Source organism: Ferrimonas futtsuensis DSM 18154, from assembly GCF_000422645.1.
Lineage (GTDB): Bacteria > Pseudomonadota > Gammaproteobacteria > Enterobacterales > Shewanellaceae > Ferrimonas > Ferrimonas futtsuensis.
The window spans coordinates 228,977-250,459 of record NZ_KE383896.1 but is presented as its reverse complement, the minus strand read 5'-3'; the positions used below and the strand labels follow the sequence as shown (position 1 = coordinate 250,459).

The window sequence follows — 21,483 nt, the reverse complement described above, 5'->3', positions numbered from 1 at the left end:
GGATTAGCCTGTACAATTGCGCGCCATTTTCCGGGCTGGAGTCGAGGAGCACTGAGATGACTGACAAGGTCAACCTTTTAAACCTGAATCGTCAGGCGATGCGTGAGTTTTTTGCCGAACTGGGCGAAAAGCCGTTTCGCGCCGATCAGATGATGAAGTGGATCTATCACTTCGGCCAGGACAACTTCGATGAGATGACCAACTTCAACAAGGCTCTGCGTGCCAAGTTGACAGAGATGGCCGTGATCCAGGCGCCGGAGATTGCCGACAGTCAGCACTCCTCAGATGGCACCATCAAGTTCGCCATCGACGTCGGCAATGGCCAGGAGGTGGAGACCGTGTACATCCCAGAGGATGACCGGGCGACCCTGTGTGTCTCCTCTCAGGTGGGCTGTGCCCTGGAGTGCAGCTTTTGCTCTACCGCCCAGCAGGGGTTCAACCGAAACCTGACCGTGGCCGAGATCATCGGCCAGGTGTGGCGGGTGGCGACCTACCTGGGCCTTTCCGGGAAAAGTCAGGATCGCCCCATCTCCAACGTGGTGATGATGGGTATGGGCGAGCCGCTGCTGAACATGACCAATGTGGTGCCCGCCATGGACATCATGCTGGACGACTACGGTTTCGGCCTCTCCAAGCGTCGGGTAACCATCTCCACTTCGGGTGTGGTGCCTGCCCTGGACAAGCTGGGTGACCAGATTGATGTGGCCCTGGCCATCAGTCTGCACGCCCCCAACGACAAGCTGCGGGATGAGCTGGTGCCGGTCAACAAGAAGTACAACATCGCCACCTTCCTGGAGTCGGTTCGCGGTTACCTGGGCAAATCTTTTGCCAATAAAGGGCGGGTGACCATTGAGTACGTGATGCTGGACCACATCAACGATTCCATGGACCAGGCCCGCGAGCTGGCGGAATTGCTGAAGGATACCCCTTGTAAGATCAATTTGATCCCTTTCAATCCCTTCCCTGGCAGCCCTTATGGTAAGAGCTCCAATTCTCGAATTGACCGCTTTTCTAAGGTATTGATGGAGAAGGGGTATACCGTTATTGTACGTAAGACCCGGGGCGACGACATCGACGCGGCCTGCGGCCAGTTGGTGGGTGACGTTCGGGACCGCACCAAGCGGATGCTGAAAAAACGCATGCATGGTGAACAAATTTCGGTAAAAATGAGCTAATACACTACTCAAGCTGACAAGGTGTTGGCATGAAGGCATGGATCGCCCTGGGATGTGTTGCCCTGTTAACTGCCTGCGTCACCCAGACCACTCTGGACGGCAGAGAGGTTGCCGACGGTGACCGCAGCCTGGACGCAGCGTCAGCAGCCCGGGAACGGGTTGCACTGGCAGTGGGCTACCTGGAACGAGGCGAAATGGAAGCGGCCAGGCGAAACCTGGAGCGGGCACTGGAGCACGATGGTGGTTCGGTGCAGGCGCACCTGACCCTGGCTTATTACTATGAACAGGTGGGCGATCTCCCTGCGGCCAGGGAGACCTATGAGCACCTGCTCAAGTTGCACCCCGACAGTGCCGATGTACATAACAACTACGGGGTGTTTCTCTGCCGACGGCTGGAGTTTGACGCCTCCGAAGAGCAGTTACTGGCTGCCATCGCTTCGCCCGGGTACGCGAAACAGGGAAGCAGCTTTGAAAATCTGGCGCGGTGTGCCCTGAAAGTGGGTCGTGAACCCCTGGCGGTTCAATACTTTCATTCGGCATTAAAGTATGATCCTGGTCGTATCGGCTTATGGCTGGAACTGGCAGAATTGGCGTTTCGCCTGCAGGATTATCCCCAAGCCAGGAGTGCTCTGTCCCAATTTCATGGGACAGCGGTCGCCACGGCACCCTCCCTTTGGTTGGGAGTGGAGATTGAGCGCCGGGCGCAGCAGTGGCAGGCGGCCAGACAATTTGGCGCCCAGCTGCTGGTGAAATACCCAGATTCGGAACAAGCTAAGGCATACCGGGCAAAGAATTATCAATGAATGACAATCAACAACACCAAGAACAACAAGAAGAAACTACGGTGATCACCCCAGGGCCCCTGTTGCGGGCCGCCAGGGAGGCCAGCGGCCTGACCACCCAACAGGTGGCTCAGCGTCTCAGCCTGCGCCGCTCCGTGGTTGAGGGGATCGAGAACGACGACTACGAGTCCGGTACCACCACCACCTATCTTCGCGGCTATGTGCGCAACTACGCCCGGCTGGTGGGCGTCAGTGAAAAACAGATCGCCCTGGCCCTGTCGGCGCTGCCTCACTCTCAGGCCGAAACCAATATGCAGAGCTTCTCCCGTCGCACTTCCAAGCAGCAGCGAGACAGCCGCTGGATGCTGCTGACCTGGGTCATCGTTCTGGCTCTGGTTGGCTTGCTGGTGTGGTGGTGGGTCTCCAAACCCCAATCCCTGCTGGAAACCAGCAGCGACATCTCCCTTCCCTCCATTGTCAGCAGTGAGCCTGAGCGTCGCAGTGCCGCGGAGCTGGTCCCCCAGCCCCGGGAGCGGGTTGACCCGCAGACCTTGGCGCAGACTCTGGACGCTTCGCCGGAGGCCGGCGAGGCGGATGCCCAAGGGGAGCTGCCTATGCACTCCGATATGGCTCAGCCCGATCCGGTCGATGCCCAAGTCGTTCAGCAGCCTGATGCCACTCAAGCGGCCGAGGCAGACGAGGTGACCGATGAAGCGCCCCTGGTCGCCCTGGATAAGGTCAGCCTGACTCTGGCCGGCGATTGCTGGATGCTGCTCAAGGATGCGGACGGCAATACCCTGATGGAGGGGCTCAAGCGCAACGGTTACCAAACTGCCCTGGAGGGCAAGGCTCCCATGAAACTGCGTGTTGGGGCGCCGGAAGTGGTGTCCCTGAGCTTTAACGGCAATCCCATTGATATGTCCGGTTACCGCCCAGGACGGGTCGCGGTAATCACTCTGGCCAATTAAGGTGTCTCATGCAACACGAATCTCCCATTAAGCGTCGCCCCACCCGCCAGGTCATGGTGGGCAATGTGCCCGTGGGTGGCGGAGCCCCCATCTCGGTGCAGTCGATGACCAACACCCGCACCACAGATGTGGACGCCACCGTGGCACAGATTCAGGCCATCGAGCGTGCCGGCGCCGACATCGTCCGGGTATCTGTACCCACCATGGAGGCGGCGGAGTCGTTTAAGCTGATCAAGCAACAGACCACCATCCCTCTGGTGGCGGACATCCATTTTGATTACCGCATCGCCTTAAAGGTGGCGGAGTATGGCGCCGACTGCCTGAGGATCAATCCGGGTAACATCGGCAACGAAGAGCGCATCAGGGCGGTGGTGGACGCCGCTCGCGAGCGAAATATTCCCATCCGTATCGGTGTTAACGCCGGTTCCCTGGAACGCGATATCCAGGAGAAATACGGTGAACCGACGCCTGCCGCACTGGTGGAGTCGGCCATGCGTCACGTCAAAATCTTGCAGGATTTGGACTTTCACAACTTCAAGGTCAGCGTGAAGGCCTCCGATGTCTTCCTGGCCGTGGACGCCTACCGCTTGCTGTCAGACGCCATCGAACAGCCGATCCACCTGGGGATCACCGAGGCCGGGGGTCAGCGCGCCGGCGCGGTAAAATCCGCCATCGGCCTGGGACTGTTGCTGAATGAAGGGATCGGCGACACCCTGAGGGTTTCCCTGGCGGCGGATCCCGTGGAGGAGGTGAAGGTGGGCTTTGATATCCTCAAGAGTCTGCGCATCCGCTCCCGCGGCATCAATTTTATCGCATGCCCCTCCTGCTCCCGTCAGGAGTTCGACGTCATCGGCACCGTCAATGCCCTGGAGCAACGTCTGGAAGATGTGACCACCGCCCTGGATGTGTCCATCATCGGCTGTGTGGTCAATGGCCCGGGTGAAGCCCTGGTGTCGGACCTGGGGCTGGCGGGCAGCAACAGAAAGAGTGGCTTCTATCTCGGCGGTGAACGCCAGAAAGAGCGCCTGGACAACGATCAGCTGGTGGAACTGCTGGAGGAGCGAATCCGCAAGCAGGCTGCCATCAAAGAGCAGCAGATCGCGGTCAAGGAAGTCAAAGAGTAATCACCCCTGTGTGACTCATAGGGCGCCCCGTAATCGGGCGCGCCCGATGGGACGCGGGGTCTTTTTATATTTAGAAAGAGAGCAACGTGAGTAAACAGATTCAAGCCATTCGCGGCATGAACGACTGCCTCCCCGGCGAAAGCGCCAAGTGGCAGTGGGTAGAAGCAGCCCTGCGTGACACCGTGGCCAGCTATGGTTATCAGGAGATCCGGACCCCCATCGTGGAGATGACCGGCCTGTTCAAGCGCGCCATTGGTGAAGTGACCGACATCGTCGAGAAGGAGATGTACACCTTCGAAGATCGCAATGGCGACTCCCTGACTCTGCGCCCTGAGGGCACCGCCTCCACAGTGCGTGCCGGCAACGAGCATGGTCTGCTCTATAACCAGGAGCAGCGCCTGTGGTACATGGGCCCCATGTTCCGTCATGAGCGTCCTCAGAAGGGGCGTTACCGCCAGTTCCACCAGTTTGGCGTGGAGGTCTATGGTATCGGCACCGCCGACGCCGACGCGGAAGTGCTGATGATGTCCGCCCGCCTGTGGGAGCGACTGGGCATTGCCGAGACCGTGCGACTGGAGATCAACACTCTGGGCACCAGCGAGGAGCGCAGTGCTTACCGCGAGGCTCTGGTGGCCTTCCTGGAGCAGCACAAAGAGACGCTGGACGAAGACAGCCAGCGCCGCATGTACACCAACCCATTGCGGGTGCTGGACACCAAGAATCCTGACGTTCAGGCGCTGTTGGCGGACGCCCCGGCCCTGATGGATCACCTGGGTGAAGCGTCAAAAGCACATTTTTCACTTTTGTGTGAACTGCTGGACGGCGCCGGCATCCAATACACGGTAAATCCTCGACTGGTGCGTGGCCTGGATTACTACAACCACACCGTATTCGAGTGGATCACCGACAGTCTGGGGGCCCAGGGCACCGTGCTGGCCGGTGGCCGCTACGATGGCCTGGTGGGTCAGCTGGGTGGCAAAGACACTCCGGCTGTGGGGTTTGCCTCCGGCATCGAGCGCCTGGTGTTGCTGCTGGATACCCTGGGCAAGTTTGATGCCCTGCCTGCGCCGGTGGATCTCTATGTGTGCGCCATGGGTGCCGGAACCCTGGGCAGCGCCATGGCCTTGGCGGACGATCTGCGCCGGGAGACCGACCTGGCAGTGATGATGCACTGCGGTGGCGGCAATTTTAAGAAACAGATGAAACGCGCCGACAAGAGTGGTGCCACAATGGCACTGATCATCGGCGAAGATGAATTACAACAAGGCGTGGTGACGGTGAAGCCGCTTCGCGCCGGGGGCGAACAGCGTCAGGTCAGCCGGGAAGAGCTGGCCGGTCTGTTGCCCTCTTTGGTGAACGCTTAAGGGGACTGACCAAGTGGAAATCTACAGCACCGAAGAACAACAGGTAGAAGCGATTAAGTCGTTTTGGAAGGAGTATGGTAACTCCATCATCGGCGGCGCCGCCATTGGTCTGGCTGCCCTGTTCGGCTGGAACACCTACCAGGAGTACCAGATAGGCCAGGAGGAAGCCGCTTCTGCCGCTTTTGATGCCGCCGTGGAGAAAGCCGGTGCTCGAGACACCCTGGCTGCCGCCGTGGATGAGCTGAAGCTGAGCCATGGTGATTCTGCCTACGCGGATCTGGCCTCGCTGATGCTGGCCAAAGCTGCCGCCGACGCCGGTGACCTGACTCAGGCCGAGCAGCGTCTGACCGATGTGGCTGCCGGCATCGATGCCGACATCAAGCCCCTGGTGGACCTGCGTCTGGCCCGGGTGCAACTGGCTTTAGGCAAGAGCGATGAGGCTCTGGCTACTCTGAACGCCATCACCGGTGAAGCCTTTGCCGGTCAGCGTGATGAGCTCAAGGGTGACCTGCTGAAGCAGAAGGGTGACCTGCAGGGGGCCCGCGATGCTTATCAGGCGGCCCTGACCGCCGGCAGCCGCAGCCCAGCGCTGCAGATGAAGCTCGACGACCTGGCAAACTGAGGATGGCGCGGATGGTGAAGGCAGGAAAAGGATGGCTGGCCGGACTGATGGTCCTGGCTCTGATGGGCTGTGCCTCCAGTGATGACGATGCCAAAGTGGAGATTTCGCCGCTGCCGGAGCTTGACTCCAGCGTGGCCACCACAGTGGTTTGGGATACCGGCGCCGGCGACGGCATTGGTGAGTATTGGTCCAGCCTGTCTCCTGAAGTGGCCTATGGCAAGGTGTTCGTGGCAGAGCGCTTCGGTCTGATCACCGCCTTTGATCAGGAGAACGGTAAAGAGCTGTGGCAGCAAAACCTGCGCCGCGTCTTTGCCACCGGTGCCCTGAAGAAAAACAACGGTGCCCGTCTCTCCGCCGGTCTGAGCAGCGGCTTCGACAAGGTGTTTGTCGGCAGTGAAAACGGTGTTCTGTTCGCTCTGGACCAGAACAGCGGCGAGGTGCTGTGGCAGGCCGTGACCCGGGGTGAGCTGCTGTCTGATCCGACCGTGGTGGATGCCAAGGTGGTGGTCAACACCGGTGCCGGCAAGGTACAGGCATTCGATGTGGAGACCGGTGAAGAGCTGTGGACCTATGAACTGACTCTGCCTTCTCTGGTGCTGCGTGGCACCAGTGCCGCCGCCACCACCCAGGGCGCCGCCTTTGTCGGCACCGCCGACGGTAAGCTGGCGGCGATCTTCGCCCAGCAGGGTGCGCCCATCTGGGAAGCCAAGCTGGCGGAAGCCTCAGGCTCCAATGAGCTGGATCGCATGGTGGACTCCGACGCCAAACCCCTGGTGTTGGGCACCACCCTGTATGCAAGTGCCTTTAACGGCAATCTGGCGGCGGTCGAGGTGCGCTCCGGCCAGATCAAGTGGAAGCGTCAATACTCCAGCTACACTCCGATGGATCTGGAGGGGAACGATCTCTACCTGACCGACAGTGACGGCACCATCTACTCGGTGAATCGTCTCAATGGTCTGGAGACTTGGGCCAACTCCGAACTGACCGGCCGACTGGTCACCGGCCCCGCCGTGCTGGGTGACTACCTGCTGGTGGGGGACTTCGAAGGCTACCTGCATATCCTCGATCGTGAAACCGGTAAACTGGTGGGACGACGCCAGATTGATGGCTCCGGCCTCTACAGCCAGCCGAGGGTCGAAGGAAACAAGGTATTCCTGCAGACACGAAGTGGTCGCATCGCCGTGGTGACAATAGGCTAAGGCACTGCTAAAATACTGCGCCCCCAATCCTGGGGGCGTTTTTTGTTTGAGAGGTTGTTCTCCATGATGCCAGTGGTAGCCCTGGTCGGGCGTCCGAATGTGGGCAAATCGACCCTGTTTAACCGCCTTACCCGAACCCGGGATGCCCTGGTGGCGGACTTCCCCGGTCTCACCCGGGACCGCAAGTACGGTCGCTCCAATGTGGGTGAGCATGAGTTTATCGTTGTGGATACCGGCGGTATCGATGGCACCGAAGAGGGGATCGAGACCAAGATGGCCGAGCAGTCCCTGGCGGCCATCGAGGAAGCGGATGTGGTGCTGTTCCTGGTGGATGCCCGGGCCGGACTGACCGTGGCCGATGAGGCGATCGCCCAGCACCTGCGCAGCAACGAGAAGCCGGTGTTCCTGGTGGCCAACAAGACCGACGGCATCGATGCCGACTCCGCCTGCGGTGAGTTCTACTCCCTGGGGCTGGGTGAGATCCATCAGATCGCCGCCGCCCAGAACCGCGGCATCAGTGCCCTGATCTACCGAGCCCTGGAGCCCTTTGTCGAGCAGTTTGCCGGCGACCAGAGCGAAGGTGATGAGGACGACGGCGAAGAGGCGTTCTTCGACGAGTCCGCCGAACAGCAGACCCTGACCGAAGAGGACGCCGAGGCCGAGGCCAAGCGTCTGCAGGATCAGCCGATCAAACTGGCCATCGTCGGCCGCCCCAACGTGGGTAAATCCACCCTGACCAACCGCATCCTGGGTGAGGAGCGGGTGGTGGTGTACGACATGCCCGGCACCACCCGGGATTCGGTGTTCATCCCCATGGAGCGTGACGGTCGTGACTATGTGCTGATCGACACCGCCGGAGTGCGCCGTCGTGGCAAGGTTCACGAGACGGTGGAGAAGTTCTCCGTCATCAAGACCCTGAAGGCCATCGAAGAGGCCAACGTGGTGCTGCTGACCATCGATGCCCGCGAGGGGATCTCCGATCAGGATCTCTCCCTGCTGGGCTTCGTGCTCAATGCCGGTCGTGCCCTGGTGCTGGCGGTGAACAAATGGGATGGCCTCTCCAACGAGGTCAAAGAGGACATTAAGCGGGAGCTGGATCGTCGCCTGGGCTTCATCGACTTCGCCCGGGTGCACTTTATCTCCGCCCTGCACGGTACCGGTGTGGGTCACCTGTTTGAATCCGTTCAGGAGGCCTATGCCAGTGCCACCCAGCGTCACAGCACCTCGCTGCTGACCAAGATCATGAAGATGGCGGTGGACGATCACCAGCCCCCCATGTCCCATGGCCGCCGCATCAAGCTGAAGTACGCCCATCCGGGCGGCTACAACCCACCCATCGTGGTGGTGCACGGCAATCAGGTGAAGAACCTGCCGGACTCCTACAAGCGCTATCTGATGAACTACTATCGTAAGTCGCTGAAGATCATGGGCAGCCCAATCCGCATCCAATTCCAGGAGGGGGAGAACCCCTTCGACAACCGTCGCAAGCGCTTGAGTGGTGATGACCTTAAGCAGCGCAGGCGGGTGCTGGGCCACCTGAAGAATCGCCGCTGATGGCAGAAGAGGCTCCCAATCGGGGGCCTTTTTTTTGGGTTGGTGTCAGAGGAAGTGCAGCACCAACCTGGGGGCCGGGTCGGCTTGCGAGGGCGCGGTCTGGTCAGGGGGGCGCCGCTGTTCCGCGGAGGGTCGTTGCCACTGAAGCTGGACGTCGGCGCGGTTGCACTTCGGGGCAGACAGTTGGTCCAGCACCCGAGGCAACGCCTCGGCGGGGACCAGGTTGAACTGGGCCGAGAAGGTCAGAGAACCGATGATGATGAACTTGAGCACGCGACCTCCGGGGTCCATATCCTCAAATTCAGTGTAGATCTCTTTGAAAAACTGCGCTTTTATTCAGGTTGAATCTGTGACTTCTGTGGCAGGTAGAGGCGGCCAAGATTGAGGATCTCCCCGTCGGGTGACAGGTCGATGGGGTAGAGGCGCTGCTGAATCTTCAACCGGTATTGGCCCGGCCGTATCCCCTGCAACAGGAACAGACCATCGTAGTCCACCCGGGTCTGAGCCACGGTGATGCCGTCTGTGTTCTCCAGGCTGACGGCCAGCCCGGCGGCGGGCCGGTCGTCCTGATCGGGCAGGCTCAGCATCACTTCACCCTCCACCTCGCTGCCCATCACCATCGGGACATTCAGCCGTTCGATGTGGCCGGCGTGAAGTCGAAGATGCCTTTGGGTGAAGGGGGAGAGCATAAAGGGATCGGCCAGGCTGGACTCGTCCAGCTGCAGCACCAGGTCGCTGTCGGCGGGCAGTCCCGCCAGCAGCAGCTGCCCCCGCCTGTCGGTACGTCCCCCGTCGCTGCGGCCGGTGCAGCGAAAGCGGACGCCGTCCAGCGGTGGTTCGCCCGGTTCACGGTGACCGTTGCCGTTGCGGTCCCAGAAGACACTGAGGGCGAGGTCTCCCTCGCGGGTGGGATCGTCTGCATACCAGTGCAAGGTGTCCTCCTGCCTGTCCCACAGCAGGCCATGGGACAGTTCCAGCCGGGCCTGGTAATCCTGATCGCCGGAGACACTGACCCCCAGGCTGACAAGCAGTGAGTCAAGGCTGAGGTTGAGGTTCTGATTGAACTGCCACTGCTGGGGCTGCCTGGGCAGCAGAACCAGTTCACTCTGACCGCCGAGGTGCCGGTCCAGCGGGTAGTTGAGGTTGACCCCCAGCCGCTGCAGGCGGGCGCTCGGCTGCCATTGCAGGTCGGCGTAGCCCCGCACCCGCCCCTGCTCCACACGACCGGAGAGGGCCAGTTGCTGCTTCAGGCTGTGTTCACCTGAACCGCGCCAGGTCAGGGCATGGCTCCAGCTGCTCTGCCGCCACTGGCCATTGAGGGTCAGTGAGGCCAGGTGCTGGTCATCATCGCTCAGGGTGTCGGTGCCCGCCTCAAACCGCCAGCCAAGATCCCACAGGCGGCCACTGGCACGCAGCAGCCATTGATGGCGCAGTTGCCGCTGCCGATGGGCGGCGCTGAGGTAGTCGTGATAGTGGGCGCCGCTCAGTTGCCATTGCCACCCTCCAGCGTCTCCTTGCAGGGCCAGCGCCAGTGCCTGGCCTCCCTGCCACTGCTTGATGCCGCGCACCTGGGTGAGAACGCCCCCGAGCCGGCCCACCAGGGCCAGGCTGGAGTAGTGGTCTGTCACCAGATCCGGTGCTTGCAGGTAGTGGTGGCCCAGTTGCAGGCTCAGGGCGTCTGACAGGCCGTAGCCCCACTCCAATTGTGCCTCGCTGCCACCGCCTCGCTCCCAGGTCAGTGCGGTCAGCCGGGTGCCACTGCTCCCAGGCGCCAGCTGGCTGCCGTTCAGGGGATGAGAGAGGCTTACCTGACGTTCCTCGCCATTGGGGCCGTAGAGCAGGATACGAAACCGATTCTGCCCCAGATAGAGGGCCACATTGTCGAATCGGTAGCGGCCGTCGGAGCCGATACGCTGGGCGTCGATCAGATCCCCTTCCCGATAGAGCTCGGCATCCCAGTCTGGGGGGGCTGGCCCCTCCAGCACCGTGGTAATGAATTGATCCGATTGCAGGCTCTCCCCCTGGCGCAGATCCGCCCCCCACCCCAGTTCGCCGCGGCTTACCAGAGGGGCATTGGGCCCAGTGATCGAGCCCAGCCGATACTGACTCAGCCAGGGCAGATCCCAATGGCGCTGAACCGAGGCTCTCAGCCTCCGTGTCTGATCATCCAGCTGTAAATTGAATTGTGCCTGATGGTGAGCCAGGTCACTGACGCCATCGAGCAGCAGACTGCCCTGTGTGTCGCCGTTGCTGCGGATAAGGCTCAGCTGGTTGTGCAGGGCCGGGTCTCCCATCAGGGCGTAGCGACTGGTATACACAGGTTGACCGGCGCCGCTGCGAGCCTGCTGCTGTTGCAGAAGGGCCAGTCGCTGCTGCCGTTGCCACACCTTGTCCAGGGGCAGCAGTTCATCAGCAGAGAGGCGCAGGGTCTGGTTGCGGGCGGAGAAGGTTAGAGTCAGCCGCCACAGAGGTGCCAGCTGATCCGCAGGCAGGAAAAGATCCCAGCCATCATTGATCAGCCCGGTCAGGCTGACTTTGGGGTAGCCAGAGCGGAGCAGCTGTCGATTCTCCAGGCGAAACCGGTCCGCCGGGATGCTGAGGCTGCCTTCGGCCCGGCCATGCTCCACGTCCACCAGCAGCGGCATCAGCAGCAGGTCGGCCAACTGCTGCAGCGGCAGATAGAGGCGGCCTTCGGACTCGTAGGCCAGCAGATCTTCGGAGAGCAACTCTCCCCGGTAGATCAGCTGCAGCACCAGCGGCGTAGCCTCCGCCGCATCGGCATGGGCCGCCTTGTGGGGCAGGGCAGTCAGCAGCACCAGTAGCAGGACAAGACGCATCAGGGCCGAAGCTGCAGGTGCACCTCTCGTTCACTGCCGTAGCGGGGATCCTCCCGGTAGAGGATCTCGATGGGCGCATCGCTCTGGATGGGCCGGTTCAATGGCACCTTGAACGTCAGCCGGTCAACTTCAGGGTAGAGGGCGACGCCTCGGAGCGTGCCCAGGCGTGTGGCTTGTCCGGATTGCTGTTGCACCAGCTCCAGATCCCCATACACCGATCGGTTTCCCGAAGCGCTGACCGTGACCTGGACATGGTGGGGGTGGATCTCGGCGGCCTCGATGGCCAGTGACGAGTCGGGGGCTCCCTTGCGGGCAATCACCGGGATCGACATGGAGAGCATGGGCCGAATCTGCAGGGCCAGGTTGTCGCCTCCCTGAGATTGATCGGCCTGCTGCTGGGTGGGAATCTGCCGAATCACCAAGTGGCTGCGATACTCCCCCTCCTCAAGATCACCTCTCATCCTCAGGGCCATCCTGATGGTCTGGCTGGCGCCGGGCTCCAGGGTGACTCGCCTGGGAGAGTAGCGAACCATGCTGGCCAGGCTGTAGGGGGTGTCAGGCAAGGGCAGCAATTTGCCTTCTGGGCTCATGGCCATCTCCTGGAAGCGAATATCAAACTTCTGCAGGCTGTCGGAGATGTTTTTCAGGATCAGGGCGTCGCTGCGCTGACCCGGCTCGAAATAGAGACGTTGGGGGGAAATCAGCAGGTTGGCCTGGGCCAGCAACGGCCACAGACTCAGAATCAGTGTTGCCAGTAACTTCATGGCGTTCTCCCTAAGACCCGAAAACGGGGCAGAAGGTCCACTTCTGCCCGCAGTGGGTCTGCCGTGCATCCTCGGGGGGGCCGGCGGCTATGGTTATGGTTTGGGGAAACGGCTTACTGGTAAGCCACGTCGATGGTGTAGTTGACGCTGCCGGCCCCGGCGCTGGCGGTGTCGGTGACGGTCAGGGTGCCGCCGAGGTTGAAGGTCAGTTTTCCTTGATCATCCAGGGCAACGGCAGAGTCGAAACTCTGGCTGGCTGCCGGGGCGAAGGTGACGCCGCTGCCGCTGCCGTTGTTGAGGGTGACTGCCACAGTACGGTTGGCGTCACCGGAGATGGTGAACGCACCGGCGGTGCCATTGCTGCTGAGACAGGCATCACCGGTGGCGGCGCCGTCAGCCGGAGCCAGGGTGCAGGTGATGTTGCTGCCCAGCTTAACGTTGCCGAAGTCCAGCTGAGTGGTTTCGGCGATGTCGACAGGTTGGATCAGATTGAAGGTGGCAGTAAATTCCTGGGCCACGGCCAGGGTAGAGACGCCTGCAGCCAGTACAGAGATAATGGCAATTTTTTTCATTTATGGTCTTTCCCAAAGTGCTTTGCGTATTGCCCCTGAGCCCCTCCGTTATGGGCTCGACCTCGAGCTTATAATTATCCCCCACCTCCCTGTGGAAGGCAGATGCTTAACAAGTTGAAACATCTTGAATCAAATTGATAACAAAATTAAGATTCGAATTCCATAGCAACTTGGTCGGATAATAGAAATAAAATGAGACCCTTATGTAAATCATTGCTGGCACCACTGCTGTTGCTGCTCCCTTTTCAGACGCAGGCCAGGGTGTGGCTGACCGAGCTTCAGAGCCTCACCTATCCCACCGCCATCAAGAACAGTCACAAGGCCAGCCGGGTGGTGGTGACCTGGAAGGGGGGGCTGGGAGGGTCCACCAATGTGGCGCTGCTGGACAGCTACTATCATCAGGCCAAGTATCGCATCACCTCCAACAGCAAAAGGCCCATCAGCATAGACATCGTCAACCTGGGCAATGAGGCCAAGGTCAATCTGCGTGGCTTCAAGGTGCGCTATCGCGACCGCACCTATAAACGCTTTCCGGTGACCAACCTGGAAAACCCGGGCCGGGAGGGGGAGGAGATCTGGATTGGGGCCACCGTCACGGCAGGCCAGCGGGCCAAGCCCGGACTCAAGCTGCCCGCCTACTGGCTGGAGGTGACCGACAGGTAGGAGACGTCAGTCAGTGGAGGGGGTGGTGCTTTCCACCCTGAGGCTGAGCTCACCCTGGTGCAACCGGGCGTTCAGGCTGTCCCCTGTCTGCACCTGGCGGGCGTCGGTGAGCGCCTTGCCGGACTCATCCTGCAAGATGGCATAGCCTCGTCCCAGTACCGCCAGCGGACTGATGGCATTGAGGGCCTGGGCCTGGGCAGCCAGTTGCTGGTTTTTGCGCTCTGTCATCGCGTTGATGCCGCGCTGCAGCCGGTCTGACAGGCTGGTCAGTTGCTGCTGGCGCTGGCGAACCTGACGCTCGGGTTGCCAGGCCTCCAATCGGGTGGCCAGGTTATCCAGGCGTCGGCTGTCCCCGGCCAGTGTCTGGCTCATGGCGTGAGTCAGCCTGAGCTGCTGTTCATCCAGCCGCTGGCTGAGAGTGGCCAGTTGCCGGCTGGGGTGAGCCGCCGCCAGCCGCGAGTCCAGCAGGGAGAGGCGGCTGCGCTGTTGTTGCAGGGTTCGGCCGATGGCGTGGCTGAGTCGATGCTGCAGATTGGCGATCGCCTGACGCTGATGGCGCTGATCCCCGGAGAGCATCTCCGCGGCTGCCGAGGGGGTAGGGGCGCGCAGATCCGCCACAAAATCGGAGATGGTGACATCCACCTCGTGCCCCACGGCGGAGACGACGGGCAGCCTTGAGGCGAATACTGCCCTGGCTACCGCCTCTTCGTTGAAGCACCAGAGATCTTCCAGCGAGCCGCCGCCGCGGGTCAACAGCAGACAGTCCACCTCATCCCGCTCATTGGCCACCTCAATGGCGCGACACAGACTGGGGATCGCCTCACGGCCCTGGACCTGGGTAGGATAGAGGATCACCTTGAGGGCCGGGTTGCGCCGCTTGAGTACCGACAGCACATCGTGGATGGCTGCGCCGCTGGGGCTGGTGATGATTCCCAGCGTGCCGATGGGATCCGGCAGGGGCTGCTTGACGGTGGAGGCAAACAGGCCCTCGGCGGCCAGTCGCATCTTCAGTTCTTCGAACTGCTGTTTCAGCAATCCGTCTCCCGCCGGCTGCATGCTGTCCACCAGCAGCTGCATGTCGCCCCTGGGCTCATACAGGGTCACCTGGGCCCGCACCAGCACCTGCATGCCGTCCCTGGGCCGGAAGGTCACCCTGGTGTTGCGGCCGCGGAACATGGCGCAGCGCAGCTGGCTGCGCTCATCTTTCAGGGTGAAATACCAGTGGCCGGAGGAGGGGGTGGCCAGGTTGGAGATCTCGCCGGTGAGCCAGACTCGTCCCCATTGCTGCTCCAAGGTGGCCTTAAGCTGACGGTTGAGGGCGGAGACGGTAAGGACCTGATTTGACAAGGGGAGAACCGGGGTTCATGAAATGATCTGAAATTAGTAACAAGAAATGATTGAAGTGGCAAGCCCGGATCCCTATAATTCCCCGGCAATATTTTACTACACCCATAAACCCTACCGGTGAAATGTTGCCATGCTAAGAATTAAACAAGAAGCGCTTACCTTTGACGACGTATTGCTCGTCCCTGCCCACTCCACTGTTCTTCCGAACACCGCAGAGCTTGGCACCCAACTGACCAAAACCATCAAGCTGAATATTCCTATGGTGACTGCCGCCATGGACACCGTGACCGAAGGCCGTCTGGCGATCGCCATGGCTCAGGAAGGTGGCATCGGCTTTATCCACAAGAATATGAGCATCGAGCAGCAGGCGGCCCAGGTTCGCATGGTGAAGAAGTACGAGGCCGGCATCGTAGCTGACCCCGTCACCGTCACCCCCGAACTGACCATCGCCCAGCTGAAACAGATCACCGAAGAGAACGGCTTCGCCGGCTACCCGGTGGTGACCGAGGGCAATGAGCTGGTGGGTATCATCACCGGCCGTGACGTTCGTTTCGTCAAGGACCTGTCCAAGAAGGTCGCCGATGTGATGACTCCCAAGACGCGCCTGGTGACCGTGATCGAGGGTACCCCCCTGGAGCAGGCTCAGCAGATGATGCAGAAGCACCGCATCGAAAAGGTACTGGTGGTGACGCCTGAGTTCCGCCTCACCGGCCTGATCACCGTCAAGGATTTCGAGAAAGCCGAGCGTAAGCCCAACGCCTGTAAGGATGACAAGGGTCGGCTTCGCGTCGGTGCCGCCGTCGGTGCCGGCGGAGGCAATGAAGATCGGGTTGCCGCCCTGGTGGAAGCCGGTGTAGACGTCCTGCTGATCGATTCCTCCCACGGTCACTCCGAAGGGGTACTGCAGCGTATCCGCGCTACCCGTGATGCCTTCCCCGATGTGCAGATCATCGGCGGCAACGTGGCCACTGCAGAAGGGGCCCGTGCCCTGATTGAGGCCGGTGTGGATGCGGTGAAAGTGGGCATCGGCCCAGGCTCCATCTGTACCACCCGCATCGTCACCGGCGTGGGTGTCCCCCAGATCACCGCCGTGGCCGAAGCCGCGTCCGTGGCCAACGAGTATGGCATCCCCGTGATTGCCGACGGTGGCATCCGTTTCTCCGGTGACATCGCCAAGGCGATCGCCGCCGGTGCCAGCCTGATCATGGCCGGTTCCCTGTTTGCCGGCACCGAAGAGGCCCCGGGCGAAATTGAGCTGTACCAGGGTCGTGCCTTCAAGTCCTACCGTGGTATGGGCTCACTGGGCGCCATGACCAAGGGCTCCTCCGACCGCTACTTCCAGAGCGACAATGCCGCCGACAAGCTGGTGCCCGAAGGCATCGAAGGCCGCATCCCCTATAAGGGCAAGCTCAAGGAGATCATTCACCAGCAGTTGGGCGGCCTGCGCTCCTGCATGGGTCTGACCGGTTGCGGCACCATCGAAGAGCTGCGCACCAAGGCCGAGTTCGTCCGCATCAGCGGCGCCGGCATCAAGGAGAGCCACGTTCACGACGTGACCATCACCAAGGAAGCGCCCAACTACCGTATGGGTTAAGGCTGAAAAGGGGGCAGGTCTGCCCCCTTTCTTCTAGCCAGGTAAAGAACAACGACAGGCCCATAGGCCGCAGGGCAAGAGTTCGCCCTCGTACCCAACCATCACAATAATGAGACCCGAATAAGATGAGCAACATCCACGACCATCGTATCCTTATCCTGGATTTTGGTTCCCAGTACACCCAGCTGATCGCCCGCCGCATCCGTGAGATCGGCGTCTACTGTGAACTGTGGGGCTGGGATGTTCCCGAACAGAAGATTCGCGAATTTGCCCCCACCGGCATCATTCTCTCCGGCGGCCCCGAGTCTGTGGCCGCAGACAACTCCCCCCGCGCTCCCGAATATGTGTTCAGTGCCGGCGTACCTGTGCTGGGCGTCTGCTACGGCATGCAGACCATGGCCGAGCAACTGGGCGGCAAGGTGTCCTGCTCCGACAAGCGTGAGTTTGGCTACGCCCAGGTGACCGTCCTGGAAGCCACCCAGCTGTTTGAGAACATCGAAGACGCCATCGACCACGACGGCAAGGCGCTGCTGGATGTGTGGATGAGCCACGGTGACAAGGTCACCGCCATCCCCGAAGGCTTCACCAAGGTGGCCGAGACCGAGACCTGCCCCTACGCGGCCATGGCCGACGAGTCCCGTCACTTCTACGGCGTGCAGTTCCACCCCGAGGTGACCCACTCCAAGCAGGGCAAGCGGATGCTGGAGCACTTCGTGCTGAACATCTGTGGCTGTGAGGCCAAGTGGACCTCCGCCGCCATCATCGACGACGCCATCGAGCGCATCAAGGAGAAGGTGGGCACTGACAAGGTGATCCTGGGCTTGTCTGGCGGCGTGGACTCCTCGGTGGTGGCCATGCTGCTGCACCGTGCCATCGGCGAACAGCTGACCTGTGTGTTCGTCGACAACGGCCTGCTGCGTCTGGACGAAGGTGACCAGGTGATGGAGATGTTTGGCGACCACTTCGGCCTGAACATCGTCCGCGTCGACGCCGAGCAGCGTTTCCTGGACGCCCTCAAGGGGGAAGCGGATCCCGAAGCCAAGCGTAAGATCATCGGCCACACCTTTGTGGAGCTGTTCGACGAGGAAGCGGCCAAGATCCAGGGCGTGAAGTGGCTGGCCCAGGGCACCATCTACCCTGACGTCATCGAGTCCGCCGGCGCCGCCACCGGCAAGGCCCATGTGATCAAGTCCCACCACAACGTGGGCGGCCTGCCCGAGGACATGGAGCTGGGTCTGGTGGAACCCCTGACCGAGCTGTTCAAGGATGAGGTGCGTAAGATTGGCCTGGAGCTGGGCCTGCCCTACAACATGCTCTACCGTCACCCCTTCCCGGGTCCGGGTCTGGGTGTGCGGGTGCTGGGCGAGGTGAAGAAGGAGTACTGCGATCTGCTGCGCCGTGCTGACGCCATCTTCATCGAGGAGCTGCACAAGGCGGACCTGTACAACAAGGTGTCCCAGGCGTTCACCGTGTTCCTGCCGGTGCGTTCCGTCGGCGTGATGGGCGATGGCCGCAAGTACGACTGGGTGGTGTCCCTGCGTGCGGTGGAGACCATCGACTTCATGACCGCCCACTGGGCCCACCTGCCCTACGACTTCCTGGGCAAGGTGTCCAACCGCATCATCAACGAGATCGACGGCATCTCCCGGGTGGTGTACGACATCTCCGGTAAGCCGCCGGCCACCATCGAGTGGGAGTGATCCCCTCGACCTGACTGAAAAAGGCGGCCAATTGGCCGCCTTTTTTGTCTGTTGAAGCGGGAGATTACTCGCCCTGCTTGGATTTCTTCACGTACTGGGTGAGGATGACGATGCGCTGACCGTTGACCCGGCCCTCGATGTGCTCGGGGTTGTTGGTCAGGCCGATGTTGCGCACCGGGGTGCCGCGCTTGGCGGTAAAGTTGCCGCCCTTGACCACCAGGTCCTTGATCAGGTGGACGGTGTCACCGGCCAGCAGCACGTCGCCGTTGCTGTCCTTGTGGACGATGGCGTCGGGATCCGCTTCTTCGGGCAGGCCGGCGTCGGCCCAGGCCTTCACATCCTCTTCCATGTAGATCATGTCCAGCAGATCCTGGGCCCAGGTCTCGCCCTGCTTGGTCAGGCGGTGCAGCATGCGGTAAGCCACCACCTGTACTGCGGGCACCTGGCTCCACATGGCGTCGTTGAGGCAGCGCCAGTGGTTGGCGTCCAGCTGGGCGTCGTCGGGCAGTTCGCCCTGGCACTTAACACAGGCCAGCACCGCTTTCTCTTCGGTGCTCTTCTCTACCGGTGGCACGTCATACACGCTCAGCTGATCGTTACTACCACACAACTCGCACTTGGAGTCGCCACGCTGCATCAGAGTGTTTTCAATGCTCATTCAGATATGTCCTTCAGGAGAGTTAAGGCGGAATTATATCAGCGGCAAAGTGGTTCTGTCAGGGACTCAGACAGCAAAAAGGGCGCCTCGGCGCCCTTTGAATCCGGAAAGCTGGCCTTAGCAGATGCGCGGCAGCAGCTCCCCTTTGGGCAGTTCCAGGTAGCGCTGGCTGCCCCAGGGGGAGGTGAGGACCACCTTGCCCACGTGCTGCTGCACCACGGTGCCGATGATGGCGGCGCTCTCCTGTCCCTGCTTTAACAGAGCCAGAGCCTGCTCCGCCTGGTCTGCGGGAACGCCGAGAACGAAGGTGCCTTCGTTGGCCAGTTCCATGGGTTCGAAGCCGAACAGCTCACACAGACCCTGCACCTCGTCGGCGATGGGCACCTGCTCCTGCTCGACTTGGATCCCCAGTTCGCGGCTGGCGGCCCACTCGTTGAGCACGGCGGCCAAGCCGCCGCGGGTGGCGTCTCGCATGGCGCGCACCTCGATGCCTGCATCCAGCAGTCGCTTGACGTCATCCCACAGGGTGGCGCAGTCCGAGGCCAGGTCCCCCTCCAGGGTCATCCCCTCGCGGCTGGCCAGGATGCAGGCGCCATGGCGGCCAACGTCCCGGGAAACCAGGATGCGGTCACCCACCTCCAGATTCTTCCATGAGGGGTTGGCGATGCATTGGCCCACACCTGAAGTGTTGATAAAGATGCCGTCGGCGGCGCCTTTGGGCACCACCTTGGTGTCGCCGCAGACGATGCGGGCACCGCTCTTCTCCAGCTCCTCGGACATGGATTTCACCAGGGACTCCAGCTCGGCGAAGGTCAGGCCCTCCTCGATGATGAAGCCGCAGCTCAGGTACTGGGGAATGGCGCCGGCCATGGCCAGGTCGTTGACCGTGCCGGCCACGGCGATCTTACCCAGGTCGCCTCCCTTGAACTGGCGGGGACTGACGGTGAAGCTGTCGGTGGTGAAGGCCAGGGGACCCTGCAGATCCAGCCGGGCGGCGTCTTCGTCCCGAATCAGGATTTCATTGCTGAAATACTTGAAAAACAACTTGCGGATCAGCTCGTTCATCTCCACGCCACCGCCACCATGGCTCAGTTGAATGCGGCGTTTGTTGTCGGTGGCGGTCATAGAATCACTTCTCCGTACTTAAAGTGGGCGTGACAGGCGCCCTCTGAGCTGACCATGCAGCTGCCCATGGGGGTCTGGGGAGTGCAGCCCCGACCGAACACCTTGCAGTCGGTGGGTTTGGCCAGCCCTTTGAGAATGTTGCCGCACATGCAGGCCTTGTGGTCGTCCAGCTCCTCGCTGGGCAACTGGTCCTTGAACTTGAGCTCGGCGTTGAGGTGCGGGTAGTCGGGTGACAGTCCCAGGGAGGAGTCTGGGATGTAGCCCAGACCACGCCAGCGGAACTGGGGGCGCACCGCCAGGTATTTGTCCACCAGGGCCTGGGCGCCGGTGTTGCCATCCAGGGTGACGGCGCGGCTGTACTGAATCTCCAGCTCCGCCTTGCCCGCCAGTTTCTGCTCCACCAGCATCAGTACCGACTCCAGCACGTCCACCGGCTCGAAGCCAGAGACCACCACTGGGGTGTTGTAGGCGTCGACAATGGGCTGGTAGATCTTGGCGCCGGTGATCACGCTGACGTGGGAGGGGCCGATAAAGGCGTTGACCTTGGCCTGGCCGTCGGCCATTACTGCGTGCACGGCCGGCGGAACCAGCACATGGTTAACGTGCAGCAGCAGGTTGGGCAACCCCAACTGGTCAGCCATCTGCACCACTACTGCGGTCATGGGAGTGGTGGTCTCGAAGCCAATGGCGAAGTAGATCACCGTCTTATCCGGGTTCTCCTGGGCCAGTTTCACCGCGTCCATGGGGTCGTACAGGGGGCGCACATCGGCGCCCTGGGCACGGGCCTGGGCCAGGGTGGACTTGGAGCCAGGTACCCGGATCATGTCGCCCAGAGTGGCCAGGATGACGTCGGGCATCTGGGCCAGGGCAATGGCCTGATCGATGCGCTCTTTGGGCATGACGCACACCGGGCAGCCGGGGCCGTGGATAAACTCAATGTTCTCTGGCAGCGCCTGGTGAATGCCGTATTTCATGATGCTGTGGGTGTGACCGCCGCACACCTCCATGATCCTCAGGGGCTCTTTCAGGCCGGGGGCCTTGTCGGCGATCTGCTTCAGCAGCGCCTTGATGGTCTCCGGATCCCGAAATCCCTGATAGAGATCCTTCAGGGCCAGATCAGACATTTTCCGCCTCCATCTTTTCGACAATCTCTTTGTAGAGCTCGAGGCTCTCCTTGGCCGCTTCTTCGTCGATCTTGTTCATGGCGAAGCCGACGTGGATCAGCACGTAGTCGCCCACGTTCAGGGGCTCGCTGATCAGGTGGGTACTCACCCGGCGGGTCACGCCCATGGTATCGACGGTGGCGGTGGTGTCTTCAGGGTGCAGTTCTACCACCTGAGAGGGGATGGATAAACACATGGTCTGATTGGTCCCTTGTTTACATTTCGAACATTATTCGACAACACCCCCATGACTTTCGTGACCTGGGTCATGT

General features: G+C 61.3%; 20 protein-coding genes. 11 read left to right on the top strand and 9 right to left on the bottom strand.

Annotated features, from left to right (window positions below; genetic code table 11):
- The first annotated feature begins 56 nt into the window (after window positions 1-56).
- From rlmN to der, 8 genes are all read left to right on the top strand, one after another.
- Complete coding sequence (gene rlmN / locus G505_RS0118795; RefSeq protein WP_035385552.1) at window positions 57-1,175, top strand: dual-specificity RNA methyltransferase RlmN; 1,119 nt, start codon at window positions 57-59, stop codon at window positions 1,173-1,175.
- 29 nt (window positions 1,176-1,204) lie between these two features.
- Window positions 1,205-1,978, top strand: a complete 774-nt coding sequence (pilW, locus tag G505_RS0118790; RefSeq protein WP_028110936.1) for a type IV pilus biogenesis/stability protein PilW — start codon at window positions 1,205-1,207, stop codon at window positions 1,976-1,978.
- A complete protein-coding gene (locus G505_RS0118785; RefSeq protein WP_028110935.1) occupies window positions 1,975-2,925 on the top strand; it encodes a RodZ domain-containing protein in 951 nt (316 codons plus the stop codon). The genes pilW and G505_RS0118785 overlap by 4 nt, the downstream gene beginning before the upstream one ends.
- Before the next feature lie 8 nt (window positions 2,926-2,933).
- Window positions 2,934-4,049 (top strand): flavodoxin-dependent (E)-4-hydroxy-3-methylbut-2-enyl-diphosphate synthase, encoded by a 1,116-nt coding sequence (ispG, locus tag G505_RS0118780; protein ID WP_028110934.1) that lies wholly within the window; start codon window positions 2,934-2,936, stop codon window positions 4,047-4,049.
- A gap of 86 nt (window positions 4,050-4,135) precedes the next feature.
- On the top strand, window positions 4,136-5,413 hold the full coding sequence (gene hisS / locus G505_RS0118775; protein ID WP_028110933.1) for a histidine--tRNA ligase: 1,278 nt from the start codon (window positions 4,136-4,138) through the stop codon (window positions 5,411-5,413).
- 13 nt (window positions 5,414-5,426) lie between these two features.
- A complete protein-coding gene (locus G505_RS0118770; RefSeq protein ID WP_028110932.1) occupies window positions 5,427-6,035 on the top strand; it encodes a YfgM family protein in 609 nt (202 codons plus the stop codon).
- Between the two features lie 11 nt (window positions 6,036-6,046).
- Entirely contained in the window at window positions 6,047-7,234 is a 1,188-nt protein-coding gene (bamB, locus tag G505_RS0118765) for an outer membrane protein assembly factor BamB (protein WP_028110931.1), read from the top strand.
- Window positions 7,235-7,297: 63 nt separating this feature from the next.
- The gene (gene der / locus G505_RS0118760; protein ID WP_028110930.1) at window positions 7,298-8,788 is read left to right on the top strand and encodes a ribosome biogenesis GTPase Der; all 1,491 of its coding nucleotides are present in this window, start codon (window positions 7,298-7,300) and stop codon (window positions 8,786-8,788) included.
- A gap of 45 nt (window positions 8,789-8,833) precedes the next feature.
- Here the strand turns inward: der and G505_RS0118755 are convergent, their stop codons facing one another.
- From G505_RS0118755 to G505_RS0118740, 4 genes are all read right to left on the bottom strand, one after another.
- A complete protein-coding gene (locus tag G505_RS0118755) occupies window positions 8,834-9,061 on the bottom strand; it encodes a hypothetical protein (RefSeq protein WP_157509287.1) in 228 nt (75 codons plus the stop codon).
- Between the two features lie 59 nt (window positions 9,062-9,120).
- Complete coding sequence (locus G505_RS0118750; protein ID WP_028110928.1) at window positions 9,121-11,625, bottom strand: carboxypeptidase-like regulatory domain-containing protein; 2,505 nt, start codon at window positions 11,623-11,625, stop codon at window positions 9,121-9,123.
- The gene (locus G505_RS0118745; protein ID WP_028110927.1) at window positions 11,625-12,389 is read right to left on the bottom strand and encodes a fimbrial biogenesis chaperone; all 765 of its coding nucleotides are present in this window, start codon (window positions 12,387-12,389) and stop codon (window positions 11,625-11,627) included. The genes G505_RS0118750 and G505_RS0118745 overlap by 1 nt, the downstream gene beginning before the upstream one ends.
- 113 nt (window positions 12,390-12,502) lie before the next feature.
- On the bottom strand, window positions 12,503-12,961 hold the full coding sequence (locus tag G505_RS0118740; RefSeq protein ID WP_028110926.1) for a DUF4402 domain-containing protein: 459 nt from the start codon (window positions 12,959-12,961) through the stop codon (window positions 12,503-12,505).
- Window positions 12,962-13,153: 192 nt separating this feature from the next.
- Here G505_RS0118740 and G505_RS22015 point away from each other — a divergent pair, with 192 nt between their 5' ends.
- On the top strand, window positions 13,154-13,624 hold the full coding sequence (locus G505_RS22015; protein ID WP_157509286.1) for a hypothetical protein: 471 nt from the start codon (window positions 13,154-13,156) through the stop codon (window positions 13,622-13,624).
- Window positions 13,625-13,630: 6 nt separating this feature from the next.
- On the opposite strand, the gene xseA is transcribed toward G505_RS22015, so the two are convergent.
- A complete protein-coding gene (gene xseA / locus G505_RS0118730; RefSeq protein ID WP_028110925.1) occupies window positions 13,631-14,971 on the bottom strand; it encodes an exodeoxyribonuclease VII large subunit in 1,341 nt (446 codons plus the stop codon).
- 130 nt (window positions 14,972-15,101) lie between these two features.
- On the opposite strand from xseA, the gene guaB reads away from it, so the two are divergent.
- Window positions 15,102-16,565 carry an IMP dehydrogenase gene (guaB, locus tag G505_RS0118725; protein WP_028110924.1) on the top strand — a complete coding sequence of 488 codons (1,464 nt, stop codon included), beginning with the start codon at window positions 15,102-15,104 and terminating at the stop codon, window positions 16,563-16,565.
- 125 nt (window positions 16,566-16,690) lie between these two features.
- Window positions 16,691-18,265, top strand: coding sequence for a glutamine-hydrolyzing GMP synthase (guaA, locus tag G505_RS0118720; RefSeq protein WP_028110923.1), 1,575 nt, complete (start codon window positions 16,691-16,693; stop codon window positions 18,263-18,265).
- A gap of 64 nt (window positions 18,266-18,329) precedes the next feature.
- Here guaA and G505_RS0118715 read toward each other — a convergent pair whose 3' ends face one another.
- From G505_RS0118715 to G505_RS0118700, 4 genes are all read right to left on the bottom strand, one after another.
- The gene (locus G505_RS0118715) at window positions 18,330-18,923 is read right to left on the bottom strand and encodes a PhnA domain-containing protein (RefSeq protein ID WP_028110922.1); all 594 of its coding nucleotides are present in this window, start codon (window positions 18,921-18,923) and stop codon (window positions 18,330-18,332) included.
- Window positions 18,924-19,040: 117 nt separating this feature from the next.
- Entirely contained in the window at window positions 19,041-20,048 is a 1,008-nt protein-coding gene (gene hypE / locus G505_RS0118710; RefSeq protein WP_028110921.1) for a hydrogenase expression/formation protein HypE, read from the bottom strand.
- Window positions 20,045-21,172 carry a hydrogenase formation protein HypD gene (gene hypD, locus G505_RS0118705; RefSeq protein WP_028110920.1) on the bottom strand — a complete coding sequence of 376 codons (1,128 nt, stop codon included), beginning with the start codon at window positions 21,170-21,172 and terminating at the stop codon, window positions 20,045-20,047. Before hypD ends, hypE begins: the two co-directional genes overlap by 4 nt.
- Window positions 21,165-21,407: a HypC/HybG/HupF family hydrogenase formation chaperone gene (locus G505_RS0118700; RefSeq protein WP_028110919.1), complete on the bottom strand. Its 243-nt coding sequence runs from the start codon at window positions 21,405-21,407 to the stop codon at window positions 21,165-21,167. The genes hypD and G505_RS0118700 overlap by 8 nt, the downstream gene beginning before the upstream one ends.
- Window positions 21,408-21,483 lie beyond the last annotated feature (76 nt).